The 21928-nt window shown below is 44.0% G+C and carries 22 protein-coding genes; 10 read left to right on the forward strand and 12 right to left on the reverse strand.

Features of this window, described 5'->3' with window-relative positions; translation table 11 throughout:
- Nucleotides 1–260 precede the first annotated feature (260 nt).
- Nucleotides 261–569 (reverse strand): BolA family protein, encoded by a 309-nt coding sequence (locus ABTQ23_RS13350; RefSeq protein ID WP_408616234.1) that lies wholly within the window; start codon nt 567–569, stop codon nt 261–263.
- A 47-nt stretch (nt 570–616) separates the two neighbouring features.
- The gene (locus ABTQ23_RS13355; RefSeq protein ID WP_408616235.1) at nt 617–1249 is read right to left on the reverse strand and encodes an alpha-ketoglutarate-dependent dioxygenase AlkB family protein; all 633 of its coding nucleotides are present in this window, start codon (nt 1247–1249) and stop codon (nt 617–619) included.
- 78 nt (nt 1250–1327) lie between these two features.
- On the opposite strand from ABTQ23_RS13355, the gene ABTQ23_RS13360 reads away from it, so the two are divergent.
- The 7 genes from ABTQ23_RS13360 to ABTQ23_RS13390 all read left to right on the forward strand — a co-directional run bounded on the left by ABTQ23_RS13360 (nt 1328) and on the right by ABTQ23_RS13390 (nt 7288).
- Entirely contained in the window at nt 1328–2443 is a 1116-nt protein-coding gene (locus ABTQ23_RS13360) for a methyltransferase (RefSeq protein WP_408616236.1), read from the forward strand.
- 14 nt (nt 2444–2457) lie between these two features.
- Complete coding sequence (locus tag ABTQ23_RS13365) at nt 2458–3147, forward strand: YajG family lipoprotein (RefSeq protein WP_408616237.1); 690 nt, start codon at nt 2458–2460, stop codon at nt 3145–3147.
- On the forward strand, nt 3144–3713 hold the full coding sequence (locus tag ABTQ23_RS13370; RefSeq protein WP_408616238.1) for a peptidylprolyl isomerase: 570 nt from the start codon (nt 3144–3146) through the stop codon (nt 3711–3713). The genes ABTQ23_RS13365 and ABTQ23_RS13370 overlap by 4 nt, the downstream gene beginning before the upstream one ends.
- Nucleotides 3697–5073, forward strand: coding sequence for an AmpG family muropeptide MFS transporter (locus ABTQ23_RS13375; RefSeq protein ID WP_408616239.1), 1377 nt, complete (start codon nt 3697–3699; stop codon nt 5071–5073). Before ABTQ23_RS13370 ends, ABTQ23_RS13375 begins: the two co-directional genes overlap by 17 nt.
- Nucleotides 5074–5170: 97 nt before the next feature.
- A complete protein-coding gene (locus ABTQ23_RS13380; protein ID WP_408616240.1) occupies nt 5171–5737 on the forward strand; it encodes a sugar O-acetyltransferase in 567 nt (188 codons plus the stop codon).
- A 103-nt stretch (nt 5738–5840) separates the two neighbouring features.
- The gene (locus ABTQ23_RS13385; RefSeq protein WP_408616241.1) at nt 5841–6728 is read left to right on the forward strand and encodes a ketopantoate reductase family protein; all 888 of its coding nucleotides are present in this window, start codon (nt 5841–5843) and stop codon (nt 6726–6728) included.
- The gene (locus ABTQ23_RS13390; RefSeq protein ID WP_408616242.1) at nt 6728–7288 is read left to right on the forward strand and encodes a DJ-1 family glyoxalase III; all 561 of its coding nucleotides are present in this window, start codon (nt 6728–6730) and stop codon (nt 7286–7288) included. The genes ABTQ23_RS13385 and ABTQ23_RS13390 overlap by 1 nt, the downstream gene beginning before the upstream one ends.
- 4 nt (nt 7289–7292) lie before the next feature.
- Here the strand turns inward: ABTQ23_RS13390 and thiI are convergent, their stop codons facing one another.
- The 3 genes from thiI to pomA form a co-directional block, all read right to left on the reverse strand.
- Nucleotides 7293–8744: a tRNA uracil 4-sulfurtransferase ThiI gene (gene thiI / locus ABTQ23_RS13395; protein ID WP_408616243.1), complete on the reverse strand. Its 1452-nt coding sequence runs from the start codon at nt 8742–8744 to the stop codon at nt 7293–7295.
- Between the two features lie 105 nt (nt 8745–8849).
- Nucleotides 8850–9779 (reverse strand): flagellar motor protein MotB, encoded by a 930-nt coding sequence (locus ABTQ23_RS13400; protein WP_408616244.1) that lies wholly within the window; start codon nt 9777–9779, stop codon nt 8850–8852.
- Between the two features lie 12 nt (nt 9780–9791).
- Complete coding sequence (gene pomA / locus ABTQ23_RS13405; RefSeq protein ID WP_408616245.1) at nt 9792–10550, reverse strand: flagellar motor protein PomA; 759 nt, start codon at nt 10548–10550, stop codon at nt 9792–9794.
- Between the two features lie 272 nt (nt 10551–10822).
- Between pomA and xseB the strand changes: the two genes are divergently transcribed.
- The 3 genes from xseB to dxs are packed head-to-tail and all read left to right on the forward strand — an operon-like array spanning nt 10823 to nt 13820.
- Nucleotides 10823–11068 (forward strand): exodeoxyribonuclease VII small subunit, encoded by a 246-nt coding sequence (gene xseB, locus ABTQ23_RS13410; RefSeq protein ID WP_408616246.1) that lies wholly within the window; start codon nt 10823–10825, stop codon nt 11066–11068.
- Nucleotides 11065–11955 (forward strand): (2E,6E)-farnesyl diphosphate synthase, encoded by an 891-nt coding sequence (gene ispA, locus ABTQ23_RS13415; RefSeq protein ID WP_408616247.1) that lies wholly within the window; start codon nt 11065–11067, stop codon nt 11953–11955. Before xseB ends, ispA begins: the two co-directional genes overlap by 4 nt.
- Before the next feature lie 20 nt (nt 11956–11975).
- A complete protein-coding gene (dxs, locus tag ABTQ23_RS13420; RefSeq protein WP_408616248.1) occupies nt 11976–13820 on the forward strand; it encodes a 1-deoxy-D-xylulose-5-phosphate synthase in 1845 nt (614 codons plus the stop codon).
- Between the two features lie 36 nt (nt 13821–13856).
- Here the strand turns inward: dxs and ABTQ23_RS13425 are convergent, their stop codons facing one another.
- The 7 genes from ABTQ23_RS13425 to ABTQ23_RS13455 form a co-directional block, all read right to left on the reverse strand.
- Nucleotides 13857–15272 carry an ABC transporter substrate-binding protein gene (locus ABTQ23_RS13425; RefSeq protein WP_408616249.1) on the reverse strand — a complete coding sequence of 472 codons (1416 nt, stop codon included), beginning with the start codon at nt 15270–15272 and terminating at the stop codon, nt 13857–13859.
- Between the two features lie 208 nt (nt 15273–15480).
- Nucleotides 15481–16467: a peptide ABC transporter ATP-binding protein gene (locus ABTQ23_RS13430; protein WP_408616250.1), complete on the reverse strand. Its 987-nt coding sequence runs from the start codon at nt 16465–16467 to the stop codon at nt 15481–15483.
- On the reverse strand, nt 16464–17447 hold the full coding sequence (dppD, locus tag ABTQ23_RS13435) for a dipeptide ABC transporter ATP-binding protein (RefSeq protein ID WP_408616251.1): 984 nt from the start codon (nt 17445–17447) through the stop codon (nt 16464–16466). Before dppD ends, ABTQ23_RS13430 begins: the two co-directional genes overlap by 4 nt.
- Before the next feature lie 17 nt (nt 17448–17464).
- The gene (dppC, locus tag ABTQ23_RS13440; RefSeq protein WP_408616252.1) at nt 17465–18367 is read right to left on the reverse strand and encodes a dipeptide ABC transporter permease DppC; all 903 of its coding nucleotides are present in this window, start codon (nt 18365–18367) and stop codon (nt 17465–17467) included.
- Nucleotides 18368–18382: 15 nt separating this feature from the next.
- Nucleotides 18383–19396 (reverse strand): ABC transporter permease subunit, encoded by a 1014-nt coding sequence (locus ABTQ23_RS13445; protein WP_408616253.1) that lies wholly within the window; start codon nt 19394–19396, stop codon nt 18383–18385.
- 72 nt (nt 19397–19468) lie between these two features.
- Nucleotides 19469–21064, reverse strand: coding sequence for an ABC transporter substrate-binding protein (locus ABTQ23_RS13450; RefSeq protein ID WP_408616254.1), 1596 nt, complete (start codon nt 21062–21064; stop codon nt 19469–19471).
- Between the two features lie 382 nt (nt 21065–21446).
- The gene (locus ABTQ23_RS13455; protein WP_408616255.1) at nt 21447–21926 is read right to left on the reverse strand and encodes a phosphatidylglycerophosphatase A family protein; all 480 of its coding nucleotides are present in this window, start codon (nt 21924–21926) and stop codon (nt 21447–21449) included.
- Nucleotides 21927–21928 lie beyond the last annotated feature (2 nt).

The following is a 21928-nucleotide window of genomic DNA, read 5'->3' on the forward strand; positions in this document are numbered from 1 at the left end:
GGTAACAAATTCGTGACAGCCGTTAGCTATTACGATACTTAGCTTACAACCTTTTATAAAACCGCATTATGTTAGCATCAATTATCAACATTCGGCTATTATAAATCATTCATTTTAAGGGCATATTATCGTTTTAACGCTAACAAACTCCAAGAATGATTAAATAATAAACAGCTATCAACCTATTAACAATCTAATCGATTGATATCCCTGCTAAGTCTAGACTGATTAAATGAATAGTCCAGTTGATGTAAATAGGATTATTTTCCACCCACACAATTTGGTGTTTGCGGAGTTTGCTCTTGGCGTTTTTGCCACTCTTCACTGGTATAAGTATGAAGCGCTAGCGCATGGATTGGCCCTTCAAGAAGTTCTTTTAAACATTCATTGACTAACCGATGACGCGCAATTAATTTTTGGTCTGCAAAAGCCTCTGAAACAAGTGTCACTTTAAAGTGGCTTTCACTACCGCGTGGCACATGGTGGCGATGACTTTCATTTACAACCTGCAAGTAGCTAATCGCAAATTGCTCACGCAGTTTATTTTCAAGAAGTTGCGCAACAGACATAAATGTCTCCAAAGATGAATATTGAATGCATTATAAATATAGAACCCTTATTTGTCAGGAATGAGCCCTACCTCAGTAGAAGAAATATTGATCTGCCGAAATGTTAAATTGATGCGCTCACCAACGACTTTTTTAGTCCGAGCTATAGCGTGTTCATAATATTGCTGAGTCTTTGCGGCCATAATGAGCAAAGTGCCATGGCCCAAAGCCCATTCACCAACTTTAGCTTTAGAGCCCTTTTCGCGTAATAAAAAACGTCTTTCACAGCCCACACTCAGTGAGGCAATGGAGGCATCTTTTACTAATTCTTTTTCATCGTCACTATGCCAGCCCATCGCATCATTGCCATCACGATAGAGATTGGCCAACACACTATTAAAGTGAGTATCAAATTCGCGATTAAGCTGTTCTCGAATAGTACTAAGTGGCTCGCTCCAAGGCATTGGCAAACGCAGCTGTTGGCTGTAGCGATATGAACATTGCGGGTCACCAATCCAAGCAGATAACCGAGGCTCGTTAATTTCTCTGCCAAATATGCGAATACTATGTTGTTGCCAAGCAATACTGTCATGAAGACTTTGATACGGCACTTGCAACCAATTTGGATAAATAAGAAGATAACTTTCGTGATTAAGCGCTATCCGCTGTGGTTGATCCTCACTGAGACTGAGTTGTTTCATTACTTATTCCCACGCTTTTTATATTCGCATTATCAAACAGGTTCAGCTAAAATTTGCAAAAAATTTTAGACGCTCCTGATGCACCAGACCGATAACCAACAGTTCACCCCAACCATTCACATTTCACGCTACCCAAAGCAACGCAACGACACTCTTAAAGGGTACAATGGTGCCGATACGCTGCTGGTTGAGCATGTCACCCAACACATTGAACCATCACAAACGATCAGTATTTTTAATGATGATTTTGGTGCTCTCAGTTGTGCTCTTAGTGACTACCCACAAGTTTGGTACAGTGACTCCTATCTTGCCCATCAAGGCGTTCAAGCAAACCGTGCTGATAATCAACTAGCCCCAATTGCTACTCATTCGAGTATCGCAGTGCAACAACACAGTGAGGTTTGGTTGGTGAAAGTGCCAAAATCACTATCGCATCTGGAACATCAGCTGGCTAATATCTCTGAGCATGCCAAACCAGGACAACCAATTATCCTTGCGGCAATGGTCAAATATTTAAATAAAGGCGTTTTTAAATTAATCGAGCGCTATTTAGGCCCTCTTTCAACATCTTTGGCTAAATACAAAGCTCGCTTGATTTTCACTCAACTGAGTAACAAACCGACAGCAAGTCCTTATCCTAAAAAATGGCAAGCAGCGCCTTACCCTTGGCAATTAAGCGATCACGCTAATGTTTTTTGCCTTGGCAAACTCGATATTGGCACTCGCTTTTTATTAGAACACTTACCTACAGGCGAATTTAAGCAGATTATCGATTTAGGCTGTGGCAATGGTCTTTTGAGCCTAGCAGCGCTTGAGCAATGGCCACAAGCGCAGATTACCAGTTGTGATGAATCATTAATGGCAGTTGAAAGCACCAAAACAAACCTTGAGTGCAACTATCCAGGCCAACAAACACGCTATCAAGTTTTAGCGGATCACTGTCTAAGTCAACAACCAAACGAATTTGCCGATCTGGTTTTATGTAATCCACCTTTTCATCAGCAGCAAACCATCTCAACAGCCATCGCAAGAGCGATGTTTAAAGATGCGAAACGCTGTTTAATTCCAAAAGGACAACTTTGCGTGATAGCGAATCGTCATTTACCTTATTGGTCAATGCTAAAAAATAGCTTCCAGACGGTGAAGATCCTCGCTTCCAATGCAAAATTTGTTATCCTGATAGCAACTAAATAATATTTGAGGTTCTCATGTCTTTGTCAAAAATTTCCGTCATTTGGATTATGGCTGCTGGTTTCAGTTTGCTGTTATCAGGCTGTAGTATGCCCGGACAAAGTCACTCCAGTGCCCCAGTACAGGAAACGACTCATAAAAAAGAGCCAACGAGTACGAGCAAAGCAAAAGAAAAATCAAAACAAGGCAAGGAGTCTGAGCCGACTCAAATTTATTTAGACCCAAATCCTTCAGCGGGAAGCGCGCGAGCAATGCCTGGGGTGACTTTGCACTTGAGCGTAAATGATCTTCGTGCACAGCGTTTTTTACTTTCGATTCATCAAGAAGGTAAAGAGCAAGCCAAGCTTATCACCAGTGCCAATAATGTTCGCCAAGCTATCTATAAAGCGGTAGAAACCAACCTTAAAGATCGCGGCATCACTTTAAGCGATGATGCGCCAAACGACTTGATTATCGACATTGTGGCGCTTAGAAGCCAAGCCGAGCAAAAAACGCTCAGCTATGTCGCTATCGATCAGGTGATTTTAAAAGCGACATTTAAATCAGAACATCGCAAAGTTGTTCGCCAATATACAGCGAGTCGCCGTAGCACCGGAAGTCTTAAAGTTGATATTAGTCAGCAGCAGAATCAGTTAAATCAAACACTCAATGCTGTTTTAACTGGCCTATTAACCGACCACAAATTGCTTGATCAGGATAAATCATGAAACTTATCTATTTAACTTTGGCCCTTGCGCTGGCCAGTTTAAATGTTCAAGCACAAACGGTGCAGTTTGTAACCACTAAGGGCGACTTTGATGTTGCTCTGAATTGTGAAAAAGCGCCTCTAACTTGCCGAAACTTTTTGAGATATGTAAAAAATGGCAGTTATGATGACAGCATTTTTCATCGAGTGATTAAAAACTTTATGATTCAAGGCGGAGGATTTAACAAACAGGGAGAAAAGCTCAGTGAGTTTGCCCCCATTGCCAATGAATCCAATAATGGTCTGTCAAATCTTACCGGCACCATTGCGATGGCTCGCACCAGTGCCCCAGATTCAGCCACTCGGCAGTTTTACATCAATGTACATGACAATACATTTTTAGATAATCAAGATGGTCAACCCGGTTATGCCGTTTTTGGTCAAGTCACTAAAGGGCTTGATGTTGTCATGGATATTTCACAAACTCCCACCCATTTTGATGAAAAACTAGGCATGAAAGATGTGCCAGTTAAACCAATGGTGATCAAATCGATTAAGATCCTAAAGTCTGATGGATCAAACGAATAAGCAGAGCTGGACAGACAGTTTAAAACTGTACACTCAGCGACCAGTTTTACTGATGCTAAGCTTTGGCTTTTCATCAGGACTGCCCTATTTGCTAGTTTTCAGCACTTTTTCATTCTGGTTAAGAGAAGCGGGAGTGAATCGTGCTGAAATCGGGCTTATCAGCTGGGTGACACTGTTTTATGGCCTTAAGTGGCTTTGGTCTCCTTTGGTGGATCGTCTGCCATTACCATGGCTCAGTCAGCATTTAGGCCGTCGCCGCAGTTGGATGTTGCTCGCTCAAACGGGCATCGTTATCGGCCTCGTTGGCATGTCCACCCTCAACCCACAAAATTCACTCATTGCGGTGAGTTTATTTGCTTTAGTGGTTTCATTTAGCGCTGCAACCCAAGACATTGTCATTGATGCATTTCGTATTGAGTCGGCTCCCGAGCATCTGCAAGCGGCGATGGCCGCAGCTTACATGACGGGCTATCGCCTCGCGATGATCGTCTCTGGCGCAGGCGCCTTATGGTTGGCAGCTATATTTAGCTCCGCCCAAAGTTATCAGGCTCACGCTTGGCAGCTCACCTATTTGTGTATGGCGGGACTGATGGCCGTTGGCATATTAAGTTGCCTTTTCGCCAAAGAGCCTAATGTGGCCCGTCGCGGATTAACGTCCATCACCCTCGTTCGTCAGTTTCACCGCCGTGGCATGCCTCTTAGACTCGCGGGGTTCTTAGCTTGGAGCTACAGTGCTCTGTGTGAGCCATTTATTGATTTCTGGCGCCGCTATCGCTGGGTGGCTGTATTAATTTTAGCGCTTATCAGCGTCTATCGGATTGCCGATGTCGTCATGGGCGTCATGGCCAGTGCTTTTTACGTCGATATGGGTTTTAGCAAAGAGCAAGTTGCGAGCATCACCAAAGTCTTTGGTGTCATTATGACCCTACTAGGCACTGGCATTGGCGGTATCTTGGTCAACCGACTAGGAACAATGCGTATTCTCTTTATCGGTGCACTACTCACAGCTGGCACGAACTTGCTCTACAGTTACATGGCAACGCAACCCGCATCACTGGGCTTGCTGACACTTGTCATAAGTGCCGATAACCTAGGCGCGGGGATAGCCACCGCCGCGTTTATTACTTATTTATCCTCTTTAACCAATGTCGCATTTTCAGCAACCCAATATGCTTTACTCAGTTCTATCATGTTGTTATTTCCTAAATTCATCGCAGGGTTTTCTGGGTATTTGGTAAACTGGATGGGTTACAATCATTTTTTCACCTTTACCGCAATACTGGGCATTCCCGCTCTTATCCTTATCGTGCTATTAGCCAGATTAAACCTGTCGAGCTCAGTCACAAACGACAAGCGCTAACCAATTCACCCTATTTGATAGCACATACCTCCATAGACATAGCGCTTAGAACGCTTTGATAATGTATTTTTCTGTTAGCAGTTGAAGGCGTATGAATATGCGAGCATTTGATGCCATGGTCAAAGGTGAACGGTATTGGATTAATGACCCTGAGCTTGTTGAAATTCGATTTAAAACCAGAGATCTGGTAGATAAAATCAATCAGCTAGGTCCACGGGATGAGCTAGAACGCCAAGAACTACTCAGGCAACTATGTGGCCGAGTGGGAGAAGATGTCCATGTCGAAAAACCGATTCATATTGATTACGGCTGTAATATTTCATTTGGCGATCACGTATTTATTAATTTTGATTGGACAGTGCTTGATTGCTGCGAAGTTAAAATTGGTAGCCATGTTTTTATTGGCCCTCATGTCAGCTTTTACACCGCGCACCATCCGTTAGATAAGCAGGAACGAGCCAAACACATTGGCTTTGCTGAGCCTATAACCGTTGAAGATAACGTCTGGATTGGCGGTAATTGTGTTATTTTACCGGGAGTTACGCTTAAAGAAGGATGTGTCATTGGAGCTGGCAGTGTGGTTACCAAAGATGTACCCGCGGGCATGTTAGCGCTAGGAGCACCATGCCGAGTTATTCGTAAAGCCACTGACACCAAAGAATAATTGTTAAGGAAGTGACAAATCTTCTATAAATCAACAACAAATACCAACTGCAATTGCTTAACTGCTATTCTCATCCTTAGGACACAATATTTAGGAGAATACGATGCGTTGGGGAATTTTAGGTGATGGAGCTATTGGCGGTTTATATGCAGCGCATCTAGCTCATGCCGGATATCCGGTTTCGTTGGTAATGAGTAAAAAATTTGCCAACAGCCAAACACAGCGCAACCTAACTTATCGTGATGATCAAACTCAGTATCAAGTCAATTTGCCCATTGAACAAACGAGTGAACATTGCGATATTTTGCTAATCTGCACCAAGAGTTATCAGGTACACGAAGCTCTGCAAACGATTGACCTATCCCCACATTGTGAGCTACTCTCGCTACACAATGGAATGGGGCCGCAGCAGCAAATTCTCACCAACTATCCTGAAAACCTGCTCTGGGCAGGAACAACGACCCATGGAGTGGAACGCCAAGACAATCAGATTACCCATCGAGGCTGCGGCATTACCACTGTCGGTCGATATCCTAAGAATAACGACTTAGAACGAGCCCCTGCGTGGCTTGATGAGCTTAACAATGCTCTGCCAGAGGTTGTCTTTGAGCCCAACATAGAGATTGCTCTGTGGCGAAAATTGGCTATCAACTGTGTTGTTAACCCGCTAACAGCAATTGATCAGTGCTTAAATGGCGAACTGCTAAGTCCTAGCTATCAACCGGTCATTCGCGAGTTGTGTCATGAAATAAGTCAGGTTGCAAATGCTTGTCAAATACCATTAAGCTGTGGAGAAATAGAACAGTTGGTACAACAGGTTTGTAAACGTACGGCTGGCAACCATTCATCAATGGCACAAGATGTCTATCATCGCCGGCCAACGGAAATTAAGATGATTAATGGTTATGTGCTAGAGATGGCAAAACGTTATAATCTGGATGTTCCATTTAATACGCATCTTGTTAAGAATCTAACGACAGGAGAGTTCTGATGGTTAATGTCATGGTCGCCCTAGCGCCAGGAAGCGAAGAGATAGAAACAGTTTGTTTAGTTGATACACTTCGCCGCGGCGAATTTATTGTCGATTTAGTGAGTGTGGGAGATGAGCTTGAAATAACCTGCTCACGAGGTGTAACGCTCATTGCTGACAAGCTGCTCGCTGATGTGAGCGTTGATGATTACCAGCTTTTGGTCCTACCCGGTGGTGCTGGCGGAAGCGAGTTTATGCGTAACACACCAGACTTTATTGAATTTATTAAAGAGTTTTATCAGCCGCCGAAATATCTGGCCGCAATTTGTGCAGCGCCCGCATTGGTATTAAATTCCCACCAAATCTGCCCACAAGCCACAATAACGTGTCACCCAGATTTCTTTTCCGATTTAAACGAAAAATATCGCAGTGAGCAACGCGTTGTTGTTGATAACAAACACCGTGTAATTACCAGTCGAGGACCCGGAACTGCTATTGAACTTGCACTGGAATTACTTGCCCAATTCGGTAGTGAAGAGCTAGCTCGGCAAATCGCCGAGCCAATGCTATTAAAGGGATAGATGATTAGCGGTTGCGATAAACGCCAACGTTACTGTGGCCTTGTTCTTTAAGGTACAAGGCCTGTAATTTACTCATTACACCGCGCTCGCAATAGAGCAAGTAATGTTTATCTTGTTCCAATTCTGGGAATTTTGTTCCCAATTTGAAAAATGGAATATGTAAAATCTGCGCGCCATCTATTTCAAGCGGTTTGTTTTCAGTTTCTTCATCGGATCGAATATCAATCACAATCTGTTCAGCAGATACTTCATTAACTGTATCCACTTCGACCACTTGCGCACTACTTTGCCGACCGATATCACGAATATCAATCATCCGAGCTTGCTCAACGACCCGCTCAAGTACGCTGGCATCAAAGTTTGCTTCTTCGATAAGTAGTTTACTCTCGATGGCTTTCACGGTTGGCTTGCGAGAGATAACACCGCAATATTCTGGCATCGTCTCGGCAATATCGGCAGTACCAATACGACGAGCCGTATCAATGATATCTTGCTTATCACGAGCAATGAGTGGGCGGATGATTAACGTTTCAGTCACTTTGTCAATCATCGACAAGTTAGTTAACGTCTGGCTGGAAACCTGCCCGACCGCTTCACCTGTTACCAGAGCTGGAATATCGTAGTGCTGCGCCACTTTAGCCGCTGCTCGCATCATCATGCGTTTTAACACCACGCCCATCTGAGAGTCATCCACTTTGGTAAGGATCTCAGCAACGACTGGCTCAAAGTCAATAGTGACAAATTTTACTCGATGTGAAGAGCCGTATTTTTGCCATAAATAATGCGCCATCTGCTTCACACCAATCTCATGGGCAGCTCCCCCAAGATTGAAGAAACAGTAGTGAACGCGAGAGCCACGACGAATTAAATCATAACTGGAAACCCCGGAATCAAAGCCGCCAGAGATAAGTGACAACACACTTTCCTGAGTTGCAATGGGAAAACCACCAATCCCTTGATGCTGCTGCGTCACAACATACAGATGCTGATTTTCAATCTCAAGACGCACGGTGACATCTGGATTTTTAAGTTTAACCCCCGCTGCATCCGTAAACTGATTCAGTCCGCCACCGATATAACGCTCTGCTTCGACAGAGGTAAAATCATGTTCACCCACGCGGCGCACGCGAACACAAAATGTTTTACCCGCAAGTTTGTCTTTCCAAACCTGATGCGTTAGCTCATAAGCGTTGTGCAAGTCGGTGAACTCAAAACTACTCACTTCCAGAAAATGCTGAATCCCCGGCGTACATTTTAACGCTTCAACTAACGCATCACGCTTGTCAGGTTCACGGCTGGTCACAACAAGATGGTCCCAATCGCGACTCACCCGAATGTTTTCATCAATTTGATGCAGTACGTTGCGAATATTACCTTGAAGCATTTTGCTAAAACGCTGACGGACAGGTCGGCTTTTAATGGTAATTTCAGGGAATAGTTTGATAATAAATTTCATGATGGTTACGGCGCTAAAAAATTCGCGCCGATTATACACTGCCTAACGTCGAATGTGTATGTGCATTGACCAATCAATAATCGTTTTAGCCAATGCACCTAAATCTTAGTCATCGCTTAGCGGCGTGACTTGCAACTGCCGGGATTCTTTGGGTTTACCTTGCATAATACTGATTTCAACCCGCCGATTTTGGGCGCGATGTTCAGGTGTATCGTTTTTCACCAACGGATCGGTATCCGCCAATCCCCGAACAACTAACCGATTTTGGTCAAATCCTTTCACTTGAATCATCACTTGCGCCACCGACACGGCTCGCTGCGCGGAGAGATCCCAATTCGAGCGATATAACTCAGAGTCAGCAGGTTGGTCATCGGTATTGCCAGAAACCGTCACAATCCCTGGAATATCTTTAATGACTTCGGCAACTTTACGAATAATAGGCCGGAATTGTGGCTGCAAAAAAGCCGAACCAGATGGGAAAGACCCTTTTTCTCGTACTCGAATAACGATCTGCTGCCCGAGTGATTCAACTTCCAAAGCACCTTCTTTAATCTCCGTTTTAAGCTGCACGGCGATACGTTTGGCAACTTCGCTCTGAGCGGTGGTGCTTTGGGTTGTCTGTGGAACCGGTCGATTATCGGTTTGCGGCGTACGCCCACCGGTTTGCTGGCCAGATGTTCGCTCATTGCCACCCGCTTTGGAATCATCACCTTTTTGAAAATCCAGTTCAGTTTGCGTCATATCAACGGTTTGCTGCATAATGGTTTCAATTGGCGTTGGCTCTGGGCGACCAGGACGAAAGTCCATGGCGATCACCGAGGTCCCTTTAGGGATATCTTTCACTTCGAGCTGATTTTGTACCCCAAACGCATATTTCATCGAGCCTGCAATCTGCTTAAATTTCAGCACATCCATTTCTGAAAATGATAAAAGCAATACGAAAAAGCATAACAACAATGACATTAAATCAGAAAATGTAGCCATCCACGCAGGTAGACCGGGGGGACATTTGCACTCTTGCTCGTCATCATCCATAAAACCCCCTTATTACTCTGCGGCTACTTCACGTTTAGAAGTCTGCAGGTAATTTTTCAGCAAGCCTTCAATGACCCTTGGGTTTTGCCCATCCTGAATACCTAGCACCGCGTCCACAATTAGTGAGCGGTTTAACGCCTCTTCTGCTGAGCGAAGATCCAATTTATTGGCAATCGGAATCGCCACCATGTTGGCCATAATCGCGCCATACAAGGTTGTTAACAGTGCCACAGCCATGGCCGGACCAATTGCTTTTGGATCCGACATGTTTGAAAGCATCGCCACCAACCCGATCAATGTACCAATCATCCCCATCGCCGGGGCAACATCACCAATCGCTTTAAAAATACTAGAACCGACTTCGTGACGCTCAATTGCTAATGCAATATCCTTTTTCAAGGTACTACGCACCACTTCAGCATCATAACCATCGACCAACATGCCCACACCTTTGGCCATAAAGGCATTGGGAATATCTGCCTCTTCTAATGCCAAAAATCCGCCCTTACGCGCAGAATCGGCTAACTCGACTGATTTTTGAATCAACTCGTTAGGTTTATCAGCTTTGAATAAGAATGCTTTGGCTGCAATCTTTGCAGCACTTAAAAATTGGCCGAGGTTGTATTTCATTAAGACCACGAATAATGACCCGCAGATCACAATCAGAATCGATGGAACGTCCACAAACGCACCAAGGTCGCCGCCCATTACCATTGCCATCAACACGAAGGCAAAACTACCTAACAGGCCCACTAGCGTAGCTAAATCCACAGTGTCCTTCCTTTTCTAAAGATCTTCAGTGTTATTCACGACCATACAGATGTGAACGAACCCATTTATACATTATGAACAATAATCTACAATAGATATCGGTTAAGACAATAAATACTTTAACCATAGTCGCTTATATCATTATGATCCGTTCTGATTGCACCATCATGAATTTGACTTAAGTAAAATTCACATTGATTCTTAGCACCAAGACACGCGATAATTTTACTCGTGCCGCGATTCATAATTTTAGTCAATTTTCAGGAGATTCAATGGCTGCCAAAAAACCAGAAAATATGAGCTTTGAAGAATCACTCAGTGAACTGGAGCAATTGGTCAAAGAGCTTGAGCAGGGTGAACTGCCCTTAGAACAAGCCATGAAGCATTTTGAGCGAGGCATAGCCTTGGCAAATGCTGGCCAGCAAAAACTATCAAACGCTGAACAACAGATTAAAATCCTTCGCGAAAATACCCCGGAAGCACCATTAGATCAACTATCCCAAGGGGATGTTTTGTGAGTGAATCTTTACAAACAACCTTAGAAAGTTATCGCCAGCGCGTTGATGCTTTTATTCTCGAACGACTTGATTCAGTAGAACCTAATGCGCCAGTTTTGCGCGATGCAATGCGTTATTCACTGCTTCTCGGGGGCAAACGAATTCGCCCAGTATTGGTTTATTTAACCGCAGAACTCAATCAGGCGCCAACTCAACAGGTCGATTACGCCGCGGCAGCTATTGAAGCGATTCACGCATACTCACTGATTCATGACGATTTGCCAGCAATGGATGATGACCAATTGCGTCGGGGCCAGCCAACATGCCATATCGCTTTTGACGAAGCGACTGCCATTTTAGCAGGCGATGCTCTGCAATCATGGGCATTTAGCTTACTCACTCAAGCTGAACAAATTCCAGCGGCTACCCGCTTGACCATGGTACAAACACTGTCACAGGCAGCCGGATATCAGGGCATGTGCGCCGGACAATCTATCGATATCATGGCAACCGGCCAGAATCAGTCGATTAACGAACTTGAAAAGATGCATCGGCTTAAAACAGGTGCCTTAATTCGCGCAGCAATTCAATTAGGTGCTCAAGCTGGCGCAATTAGTGACAAGTCAGAGTTACAAGCATTAGATAACTACGGCGCAGCTATTGGCCTAGCATTTCAGGTACGCGATGATATTCTAGACGTGATTGCTGATACCGAAACATTAGGTAAGCCGCAAGGCTCAGATATTGAGCATCACAAAAGCACCTATCCTAGTTTATTAGGATTAACTGAAGCTGAGCACAAATGCCAAAATCTTCGACATCAAGCACTACACGAGCTGGATACATTACCCTACAATACCAGCAAACTTGCTGCGCTTGCCGATTTCATTATTCAGCGCAATAAATAGCTGTTGCCAAAAATCAATTTATGACTCTAAATATTCGTGATTATCCATTATTAGCTCTCGTTGATTACCCACAGGATCTGCGCCAGCTGCCTTTATCTAAACTTCCTGAACTTTGTCAGGAGCTACGCTCGTTTTTATTAAAAACAGTAAGCCAATCGAGCGGACATCTGGCCTCAGGGCTCGGTGTTGTAGAGTTAACCGTTGCTTTGCATTACGTGTATCAGACGCCTTTTGACAAACTAGTCTGGGATGTCGGTCATCAGGCCTATCCGCATAAAATTCTCACCGGGCGACGCGACAAGATGGCGAGCATCCGTCAAAAAGATGGATTGCACCCATTTCCATGGCGAGGCGAAAGCGAATATGACGCGCTTAGCGTTGGCCACTCAAGCACCTCAATTGGGGCAGCTTTAGGGATGGCAGTTGCTGCAAGCAAAGAGCACAAAGGTCGCAAAGTCGCAGCGATTATCGGCGATGGTGCGTTAACAGCAGGCATGGCATTTGAGGCACTCAATCATGGCGGCACCTGCCCTGATGACTTGTTAGTGATTTTAAATGACAACGACATGTCTATTTCGGAAAATGTCGGGGCGCTAAATAATTCGCTCGCCAAATTAATGTCGGGGCAAGCTTATAGCTCTTTTCGGGAAAATAGTAAAAAGCTCCTGGGCTCACTGCCCCCCATTAAAGAGCTGGCTAAACGTACTGAAGAGCATCTCAAAGGGATGGTTGCACCGGGAACTTTGTTTGAAGAATTTGGCTTTAATTATATCGGTCCAGTCGATGGTCACGATGTAATTGCTCTAGTGCAAACACTGAAAAACATGCGCGCTCGCAAAGGACCACAGTTTTTGCATGTTTTGACTAAAAAAGGCAAAGGCTATCTGCCAGCCGAGCAAGATCCTATTGGTTATCACGCTGTTTCAAAATTCGATCCAAGCCAAGAGAATCTGCCAAAGAAAACGACAACAACGTTCTCTAAAGTGTTTGGTAATTGGCTGTGCGAAATGGCCCAGCAAGACCCTAAATTGATGGGAATAACGCCAGCAATGCGCGAAGGCTCGGGGATGGTTGAGTTTTCCAAGCGCTTTGCCAATCAGTATGTCGATGTTGCCATTGCCGAACAACATGCACTCACGTTTGCAGCAGGTTTAGCGATTGCTGGGATGCACCCGGTGGTCGCAATTTATAGTACTTTTTTACAAAGAGCTTATGACCAGCTGATTCATGATATTGCCATTCAAAACTTACCCGTATTATTGGCGATTGATAGAGCAGGCGTTGTCGGTGCCGATGGTCCTACGCATCAAGGCGCATTTGATTTGAGCTTTTTGCGCTGCGTACCTAATCTCACCATTATGGCACCTTCCGATGAGAGCGAATGTCGGCAGATGCTCTATACCGGTTATAAACTCGGCTCTCCGGCTGCTGTGCGCTACCCAAGAGGCGGGGCAACCAATGCGCTATGTGACCAACCGCTACAAGAGCTGCCTATCGGCAAAGCAAAAATCCGCCGAGAAGGGAAAAAAAACGCTATCTTATGCTTTGGCCCACTACTACATGAAGCCTTAAAAGCCGCTGAGAAATTAAATGCAACAGTAGTTGATATGCGCTTTATTAAACCGCTTGATACACAATGCATTGATGAACTTGCTAAAAGCCATCAGTGTTTAGTGACACTTGAAGATAACGCCATTGCTGGCGGCGCTGGTTCTGCTGTGGCTCAACATCTGGTGCAAAACCCAACACATCCTAAGCTCATCCAACTTGGATTACCTGATCATTTTATTGCTCAAGGAACCCAAGCTGAAGTTTACGCCGAACTTGGCCTAGACAGTGCAGGTATCGAGCAACGCTTAAGCTAATAATAACGATAAAGGGCAACGATGTTGCCCTTTGTTTTACCGACTGCGATTAATTTTAAGCTCATCAAAATAGATCAATCCAAGTCGATTATTCACTGCCTTTAACGAAATTCTTTTATTCACAGCCCATAATTGATCAAGCCAAAATAATGGCTTAAAAACATACTGATGCGATAAATTACTCAAAAAGTTTTGATAGGCTGTTTTTTTCAATTCACCCGCTTGCTCATTAATCTTATCTAATTGGCTTTTATAATCTTGAATATTTGATGCGCAGTGCATCCGCGCAACATGCCCTCGGTAAGAACTTAGCATCGCTTTTAAATAGCCTGATAAATTGTTCGGCTGAGCACGAATCGAAACTAGATAAAGATCGTCACGACATTCCTCTAAAGAGCGCTCAAAATCATCATCTGATAGAACTTTGACTTTTAAATCGATATCCATACGCGCAAACATTGTTTTTAAAAGTGCCAGCGTCTGGTCAAAATCAAATCGGCGATCCTCACGACTGACAAGCGTTAACCTCAGATGCCCATCATTTTTTTGTACTGATTGCAGCAATTGATAAGCCTTTAGAGTATGAGTTTGCTTTAGCATTGATGGGTTATAAAACGCCTCATTGTGGCTTGTTAATTGGTTGGCTAACTCACCAAGCGGGGCATAAACCAGACTATAAATCATCGCATTATTGATGCCCACTGATAAAGCCTCCCGTGCTTTTTTCTGGGCCAGCCAAGAATGTTGCTGATTAAAAATGACTCCTAACCAAGCCATATTAGTCATTCGCACGGCCTCAAGACTAGATAACGCATCTAGCGCAGGTAGACGCTGCGCTGAGACATGATCAACAATATCTACATCATGCCCTTGCAACGCGCTATAACGCGTCTGTTCATGCATGATTGGGACAATTTCTAGCTCTGTGACATTGCCCTCACCACTGCTTCGCCAATAATGGGGTTTAAGTTTTAACACCGCACGAACACCACTAATATCTTCACTAATCTGATAAGGTCCCGAACCTGAAATAAGCCCATTTTTATCTTGGTTTTTTTTATTTTTAAGTTGCCAGTTCTTATCAAAGACAAAACAATAGGCAAGCTGCGATAAAAGCCCTAGATAAGGATGCGTCAAAGTAATCTCAAAGCGCGTAGACGAAATCGCTCGCACCGATTGGACCCCGGCAAATAGCTGAGCAAACTGCTGATGTTGGCGCAGCTGATTAAAGCTCCAGACGACATCCTGAGCACTAAGAGTGTTGCCAGATGAAAAGCTAACTCCCGTGTTTAAATCGAACTGATAACGAACAGCGGAAATCTGTTGATAGCTTTTCACTAACCACGGCTGGGGCCGACCAAAATTATCCATACGAAAGAGAGAGTCATATAGCAAATTGCCAACAGCAAGATTTGATAAAGAGAGGTCTTTGGGCAATTGGTGAAATCGCATTACCTCAGAGCTTCCCCAAATAATAGACTGGGCCTGAGCCGGCACGCAACTGCTCAATAAAAAAAGGATAAAAAAAGAACGCAACATGGCACAACCGCTGACGAAAAGATGAACCGTTAGTATAGCAATCTCAAACTTAACGCAGAAGTTACAAAAAAGCCCTGTTTAACAAACAGGGCTTTGAAAAAGTTGCCAGATAGAGAAGTGACTAGATACGGTCCTCTTCAACTGCATGGCAGGCAATCTGAGTATCGTTGTACCATTTGAGCTCTGGTACTTGCTCTGAACAACGCTCATTGGCGAAACGACACCGGTTATGAAACGCGCACCCTGATGGCGGATTCAGTGGTGATGGCAACTCACCTTTGAGCTTAATTTTCTCAATTCGCTTCTCTGGGTTAAGACGCGGAGTACTTGAGAGCAGCGCTGTTGTATACGGATGGCGAGGATTTGAAAAGATTTCCTCTTTGCTACCATATTCAACCACTTTACCCAGATACATCACCATGACTTGATTGGCAATATGTTCAACTACTGATAGATCGTGCGAGATGAAGATATAACTTAATCCAAACTCTTGTTGTAAATCCATCATCAAGTTGAGCACCTGTGCCTGCACTGAAACATCGAGTGCAGATACGGGTTCATCAGCAATCACAATATCCGGGTCCAACATTAACCCTCGAGCAATTGCGATACGCTGACGCTGCCCACCAGAGAACATATGTGGATATCGATCATAGTGTTCAGGGCGAAGACCAACTAGAGCCATCATTGCTCGAGCTTTTTCAGCTCTTTGAGCACGGGGCAAATTGGTGTTAATCACCAATGGCTCTTCTAACAATTGACCGACTTTTTTACGAGGGTTCAACGAGCCATAAGGGTTTTGAAACACAATCTGAATACGTTTACGCAGCTCTTTAGCCGCATGCTGACCAAGCGAAAGGATATCTTCGCCATCAAAGCGAAGCTCACCTGAAGTTGGCGCTTCAATCAATGTCAGGCTTCTAGCCAATGTTGATTTCCCGCAGCCAGACTCACCGACAACAGCTAGAGTTTTACCTTTTTCCAGCTCAAAAGAAACACCATCAAGTGCTTTAACAAGCTGCTCTTCTTTAAACATTCCCCCCTTAATTGGGTAATGTTTTTTTAATTCATGCGCCTGAAATAAAACGCTATTTTTTGCTTCGCTCACTTAGTTGGCCTCCCTGCTTCATCCAATGGCCAAAAGCATTTGACCTGCCGCTCGCGTGGTCCAATAGATTCCGGCGCTTCATTTTGACAACGCTCGCTTGCATAGGGACAACGAGGATTAAGCAAACATCCTTTAGGGCGATCATAAGCTCCTGGAACCACCCCAGGCAGTGCATGTAAACGTTCAGCACCTGCTGATGACTCTGGCAATGACGCCAATAATGCCTGCGTATATGGATGTTTCGGATATTTAAAAATTTCCGAAGATGGGCCTGTCTCAACAATCTGTCCGGCATACATCACAATCACGCGATCAGCAGCTTCTGCAACCAATGCCAAATCATGAGTAATCAAAACCATGCCCATATTTTTTTGCTGTTGCAGCTCAAGGAGCAAATCAACAATCTGAGCCTGAATGGTTACATCAAGCGCAGTCGTTGGTTCATCAGCAATCAATAGTTTCGGATTACAAGCCACTGCCATCGCAATCATCACACGCTGACTCATCCCGCCAGAGAGCTGGTGAGGATAAGACTTAATGCGTGACTCAGGCGCAGGAATACCAACCTGACGCAGCAGCTCAACAGCGCGCTGACGAAGCTCTTTTTTACTGAATTCATGATTATGAATTTTAAGCGCTTCGGTTAACTGAAAGCCAACGGTGTAGCACGGGTTCAAACTCGTCATCGGATCTTGGAAGATCATCGAAATATCTGAACCAGTAATCTTGCGTCGTTTGGCATCCGACATTTCCAGCACTTTCTGACCGTCAAGTTCAAGTTCTTTAGCGCTGACGCGTCCGGGATAATCAATCAAGCCCATAATTGCCAGCGAGCTGACACTTTTACCAGAACCTGATTCACCAACAATCCCAACTACCTCGCCTTTTTCAACATGGTAGCTAATATTATCAACAGCCCGAAACGGATGGTCCTCATCACCAAACTCAACGCTTAAGTTATTTACTTCTAATAAAGCCATAATTTATCTCGCCCTAATTAGCGTTTCATCTTCGGATCTAGAGCATCCCTGAGGCCATCGCCCATCAGGTTAAATGCCAGTACCGTGGTTAAAATCATAATCCCTGGGAAGGTCACAACCCACCAAGCTCGAGTCACATACTGACGAGCATTCGCCAACATACTACCCCATTCTGGCGTTGGCGGCTGAGCGCCCATACCAAGGAAACCAAGCGCCGCCATATCCAGAAGCGCTGATGAAAACCCTAATGTCGCCTGAATAATCAATGGCGCCAGACAATTAGGCAAAATGGTTAAAAACATTAAACGCAGCGCCCCTGCCCCAACAACTTGAGATGCAGTCACATAATCATGACTTGTTTCTGCTATCACAGATGCTCGCGTTAAACGGATAAAGTGAGGAATCGACACAATAGCAATTGCCACCGATGCATTTACCAAACTTGGACCTAAGATGGCAACAATCGCAATGGCGAACAACAGGCTTGGCACCGCCAACATAATATCGGCGACACGCATAATGATGGTATCAACAATTCCGCGCGTATAACCGGCAATCAAGCCTAATAACACACCACAGCTTAAGCTAATGGTAACGACCATGGTTCCGATAATGAGTGACAATCTTGCCCCATAAATCAGCCGCGAAAAAATATCTCGCCCAACATCATCAGTACCAAGCAGGAACTTAGAACTGCCGCCAGTTTGCCACGCAGGTGGCGTTAAAAACGCATTCTGAAATTGCTGAATAGGTGAATGTGGTGCAATCACTTCAGCAAACAGTGCGAATAAAATAATAATTACAATGTATAAAAGCCCTGCAACCGCCCCTTTATTTTGGCGAAAATAAAACCAAAATTCCTGCAGCGGTGACATTGGTTTTGGGCCATTATCCTGAATTTGAGTTTGTTCTTCAGACATGAATTCGGTTCCTAGTTATCGGGTATGTCGAATTCGAGGATTCACAATGCCGTAGATAATATCGACCAACAAGTTCACCACGATAATAATAGTAGCAATCAACAAAATACTTCCCTGAACGACTGGATAGTCACGACGAGAGATAGCATCAATCAACCACTTACCGATACCCGGCCAAGAGAAAATAGTCTCAGTTAAAATTGCCCCTGAAAGCATAATCCCGACCTGTAACCCAATGACAGTAACAACAGGAATCAACGCATTACGCAGAGCATGAACAATGATCACCCTCCAAGGTGCCATCCCTTTTGCTCGAGCTGTACGGATATAATCTTCACCAAGCACTTCTAGCATTGATGATCGAGTCATACGCGCAATCACCGCCATTGGAATAGTTCCCAACACGATGGCTGGCAAAACTAAATGGCGAAGCGCATCTATAAATGCCCCCGGCTCACCGGAGAGCAAGGTGTCGATCATCATAAATCCAGTCGGCTGGTCAATCCAGAAACGAGCTTCATCTAAGCGCCCGGATACTGGTGTCCATCCCAACTGAACAGAGAAAAACAAAATGAGTAACAATGCCCACCAGAAGATTGGCATTGAGTAACCAGCCTGGGCAACAGCAATCACCCCGTGGTCAAAAATAGTGCCTCGTTTTACCGCTGCGATAATGCCTAATGGCAAACCGATTACAATAGCGAAAACAACTGCAAAAATAGAAAGCTCCATTGTTGCCGGGAACCGCGATGCAAACTCGCTTAAAACCGGCTGATGATTTACCAAAGAGAAACCTAGGTCTCCATGGAAAATTCCAATCACATAATGGAAATACTGAAGATACAGTGGTTGATCAAGCCCCAACTGGTGCATCATCTGGGCATGTCTGGCCGCTGATATCCCACGTTCTCCGGCCATAATTTCAATGGGATCACCAGGGATCGCATGAATTAGCGCGAACGTTAAAAGTGTAATACCGATAAAGGTCGGCACGACCGCTATCAGTCTTCTAAAAATGAACTGCAACATAAATAATAAATCTAGGCTAAAGCCCCTGATAGGAGGGCTTCGAATAAACGAAGCCCTGTAAAATTTGACTAATTAGTTATCTAAGGAAACACCATAGAAAATGTGTTTGCCAAATGGATCAACTTTATAGCCATGGACTTCTTTACGGATTGGTTCATAAACAACTGAATGCGCAATAGTTACCCAAGGAGCTTGTTGTTTAAAGATAACCTGTGCTTTTTCGTACAATTTAGTACGTTCAGCTTTATCTGAAACGCGAGCAGCTTTCTGCACGATTTCATCAAATGGTTTGTAACACCAGCGACCATAGTTTGAGTTGCCAACTGCTTCACAGCTGAGCAATACATTCAAGAAGTTATCTGGGTCACCATTATCACCAGTCCAGCCCATCAGAATGGTATCTGCTTCGCCCTGACGAGCACGTTTGAGGTATTCACCCCATTCGTAACTTTTAATTTTGGCGTTCACACCAACTTTTTTCCAGTCAGCCTGAATCATCTCAGCCATACGACGAGCATTTGGGTTATATGGACGTTGTACAGGCATTGCCCAAAGAGTTGTGTTGAAGTGGCTTTCACCCGCTTCTTTTAACAGCTCTTTTGCTTTGGCAGGATCATATGGATAGTCTTTAACTTTGTCGTTATAAGACCACATTGTTGGTGGGATTGGGTTTTTAGCAACCTGCCCTGCACCTTGATAAATTGCATCAATAATTGCTTTTTTATTGATAGCAAGGCTCAAAGCTTGACGAACTTTTAATTTGTCGAACGGTTTGTGAGTGACGTTAAATGCCAGATAGCCAACGTTCAAACCAGCTTGATGCATCAGTTTGATGTTTGGATCTTTGGCCATCTCTTTAAGATCTGCCGGGTTAGGGAACGGCATAACCTGACATTCGTTTGCTTTAAGTTTTGCATAACGAACAGAAGCATCAGGAGTAATAGAGAAAACTAAACGATCAATTTTTGGAGCGCCGCGCCAATATGATTTATTCGCTGTATAACGAATAACGGAATCTTTACGATATGCCACTTTGGCAAATGGGCCAGTCCCAACAGGATCTTGGTCCAATACTGCAGGAGTACCTTCTTTTAGCAGTTTATTTGCTTGTTCTGCTGAGAAGATTGACGCAAAGTCCATTGCCATATCAGCAAGGAATGGTGAGTTTGGCTGGCTTAATTCAAATTTAACGGTGTACTTGTCAACTTTGGTAATTTTTTTAATCAAAGTATCCATACCCATACCATCGAAGTACTCGTAGCTGCCGCCGGAGACATCATGATATGGATTTTTTTTATCTAACATCCGTTCAAAACTAAATACAACGTCGTCCGCATCAAAATCGCGAGTTGGTGTAAATGTTTTATTAGATTGGAATTTTACGCCTTTGCGCAAATGGAATGTATAGGTTTTGCCATCGGCAGAAACGTCCCAGCTAGTTGCCAGACCAGGTTCAATTTCAGTGGTACCACGTTTGAATTCAACCAGACGGTCGAAAATGGTCTGAGAGCTGGCATCAAAGGTTGTCCCAGTAGTAAATAACTGTGGGTTAAACCCTTCAGGGCTAGCTTCTGAACAGTAAACCAAAGTCTTAGTTTTAGCTTGTACGCCAGTTGCCACAGCACTTGCAAGCAGTGCCACGGACAATAGTCCTAATCCTTTCTTCATATTAGCTCCATTGAACATCACTGTCAGTAACGGTCGAAACCGTCGTCCGTTCAACATGTTGTGTATTTGTAAGCGCAATTATCTTTATAATTAATTTACGTTTGATCACGCATAACGATAATCCGCACATCCCTATAATTAACTACTAAAATATCAATAAACCAGACATTTTAGTAGCAGTTGCTAAGTTATTACGTTTAACCAAATCTGTAAAGGGAAAGCAGCACATTATCTATATAAAAATTTGAGAAACAGAATAATTGGGCTGTATTTATATAAAAACAACTATTTTATCAACAAGTCGCGTTACAAATGTAAAATTAATAAAGGAAAGATGTAGCCATAATATGGCTACAAAATAGAACATTCTAAAAAGAGTAAATTACAGGCAGGAGAATAAAATTAGCTGGATGATCCAAGCCATAATACCGGCTAGGACATCGTCGATCATAATGCCAAAACCACCTTTGACATGCTTGTCTAGCCAACGAATCGGCCAAGGTTTGGTAATATCAAAAAGGCGAAACAGAATGAATCCAGCAATAGCAGATGGCCAGCTAATCGGCATCGCAATCATCGTAATGCCCATACCGATAAACTCATCCCAAACAATACCGCCATGATCATGAACGCCCATTGCTCGGCTGGCCACGTGGCAACTATAGATACCGACTAAAAAACCGACAATCAAAAAGCATAGATACCCCCACAATGGTAACCACCACGATAGTAAAACCATCAGAGGCAGAGCAGCTAGAGAGCCAAATGTTCCGGGAGCTTTTGGTGCAAGTCCACTGCCAAAACCAACCGCCATCAGATGCATGGGGTTAGAAAGTGATAAACGTTTTAAATATTGATCCATGA

Source organism: Celerinatantimonas sediminis, assembly GCF_046054195.1.
Lineage (GTDB): Bacteria > Pseudomonadota > Gammaproteobacteria > Enterobacterales > Celerinatantimonadaceae > Celerinatantimonas.

What these genes read in the sequence shown, in the direction of transcription:
- ABTQ23_RS13350 (WP_408616234.1), bottom strand. Translation starts at nt 569, where the DNA reads ATGTCTGTTGCGCAACTTCTTGAAAATAAACTGCGTGAGCAATTTGCG.
- ABTQ23_RS13355 (WP_408616235.1), bottom strand. Translation starts at nt 1,249, where the DNA reads ATGAAACAACTCAGTCTCAGTGAGGATCAACCACAGCGGATAGCGCTT.
- ABTQ23_RS13360 (WP_408616236.1), top strand. Translation starts at nt 1,328, where the DNA reads ATGCACCAGACCGATAACCAACAGTTCACCCCAACCATTCACATTTCA.
- ABTQ23_RS13365 (WP_408616237.1), top strand. Translation starts at nt 2,458, where the DNA reads ATGTCTTTGTCAAAAATTTCCGTCATTTGGATTATGGCTGCTGGTTTC.
- ABTQ23_RS13370 (WP_408616238.1), top strand. Translation starts at nt 3,144, where the DNA reads ATGAAACTTATCTATTTAACTTTGGCCCTTGCGCTGGCCAGTTTAAAT.
- ABTQ23_RS13375 (WP_408616239.1), top strand. Translation starts at nt 3,697, where the DNA reads ATGGATCAAACGAATAAGCAGAGCTGGACAGACAGTTTAAAACTGTAC.
- ABTQ23_RS13380 (WP_408616240.1), top strand. Translation starts at nt 5,171, where the DNA reads ATGCGAGCATTTGATGCCATGGTCAAAGGTGAACGGTATTGGATTAAT.
- ABTQ23_RS13385 (WP_408616241.1), top strand. Translation starts at nt 5,841, where the DNA reads ATGCGTTGGGGAATTTTAGGTGATGGAGCTATTGGCGGTTTATATGCA.
- ABTQ23_RS13390 (WP_408616242.1), top strand. Translation starts at nt 6,728, where the DNA reads ATGGTTAATGTCATGGTCGCCCTAGCGCCAGGAAGCGAAGAGATAGAA.
- thiI (WP_408616243.1), bottom strand. Translation starts at nt 8,744, where the DNA reads ATGAAATTTATTATCAAACTATTCCCTGAAATTACCATTAAAAGCCGA.
- ABTQ23_RS13400 (WP_408616244.1), bottom strand. Translation starts at nt 9,779, where the DNA reads ATGGATGATGACGAGCAAGAGTGCAAATGTCCCCCCGGTCTACCTGCG.
- xseB (WP_408616246.1), top strand. Translation starts at nt 10,823, where the DNA reads ATGGCTGCCAAAAAACCAGAAAATATGAGCTTTGAAGAATCACTCAGT.
- dxs (WP_408616248.1), top strand. Translation starts at nt 11,976, where the DNA reads ATGACTCTAAATATTCGTGATTATCCATTATTAGCTCTCGTTGATTAC.
- ABTQ23_RS13425 (WP_408616249.1), bottom strand. Translation starts at nt 15,272, where the DNA reads ATGCGATTTCACCAATTGCCCAAAGACCTCTCTTTATCAAATCTTGCT.
- dppD (WP_408616251.1), bottom strand. Translation starts at nt 17,447, where the DNA reads ATGGCTTTATTAGAAGTAAATAACTTAAGCGTTGAGTTTGGTGATGAG.
- dppC (WP_408616252.1), bottom strand. Translation starts at nt 18,367, where the DNA reads ATGTCTGAAGAACAAACTCAAATTCAGGATAATGGCCCAAAACCAATG.
- ABTQ23_RS13445 (WP_408616253.1), bottom strand. Translation starts at nt 19,396, where the DNA reads ATGTTGCAGTTCATTTTTAGAAGACTGATAGCGGTCGTGCCGACCTTT.
- ABTQ23_RS13450 (WP_408616254.1), bottom strand. Translation starts at nt 21,064, where the DNA reads ATGAAGAAAGGATTAGGACTATTGTCCGTGGCACTGCTTGCAAGTGCT.
- ABTQ23_RS13455 (WP_408616255.1), bottom strand. Translation starts at nt 21,926, where the DNA reads ATGGATCAATATTTAAAACGTTTATCACTTTCTAACCCCATGCATCTG.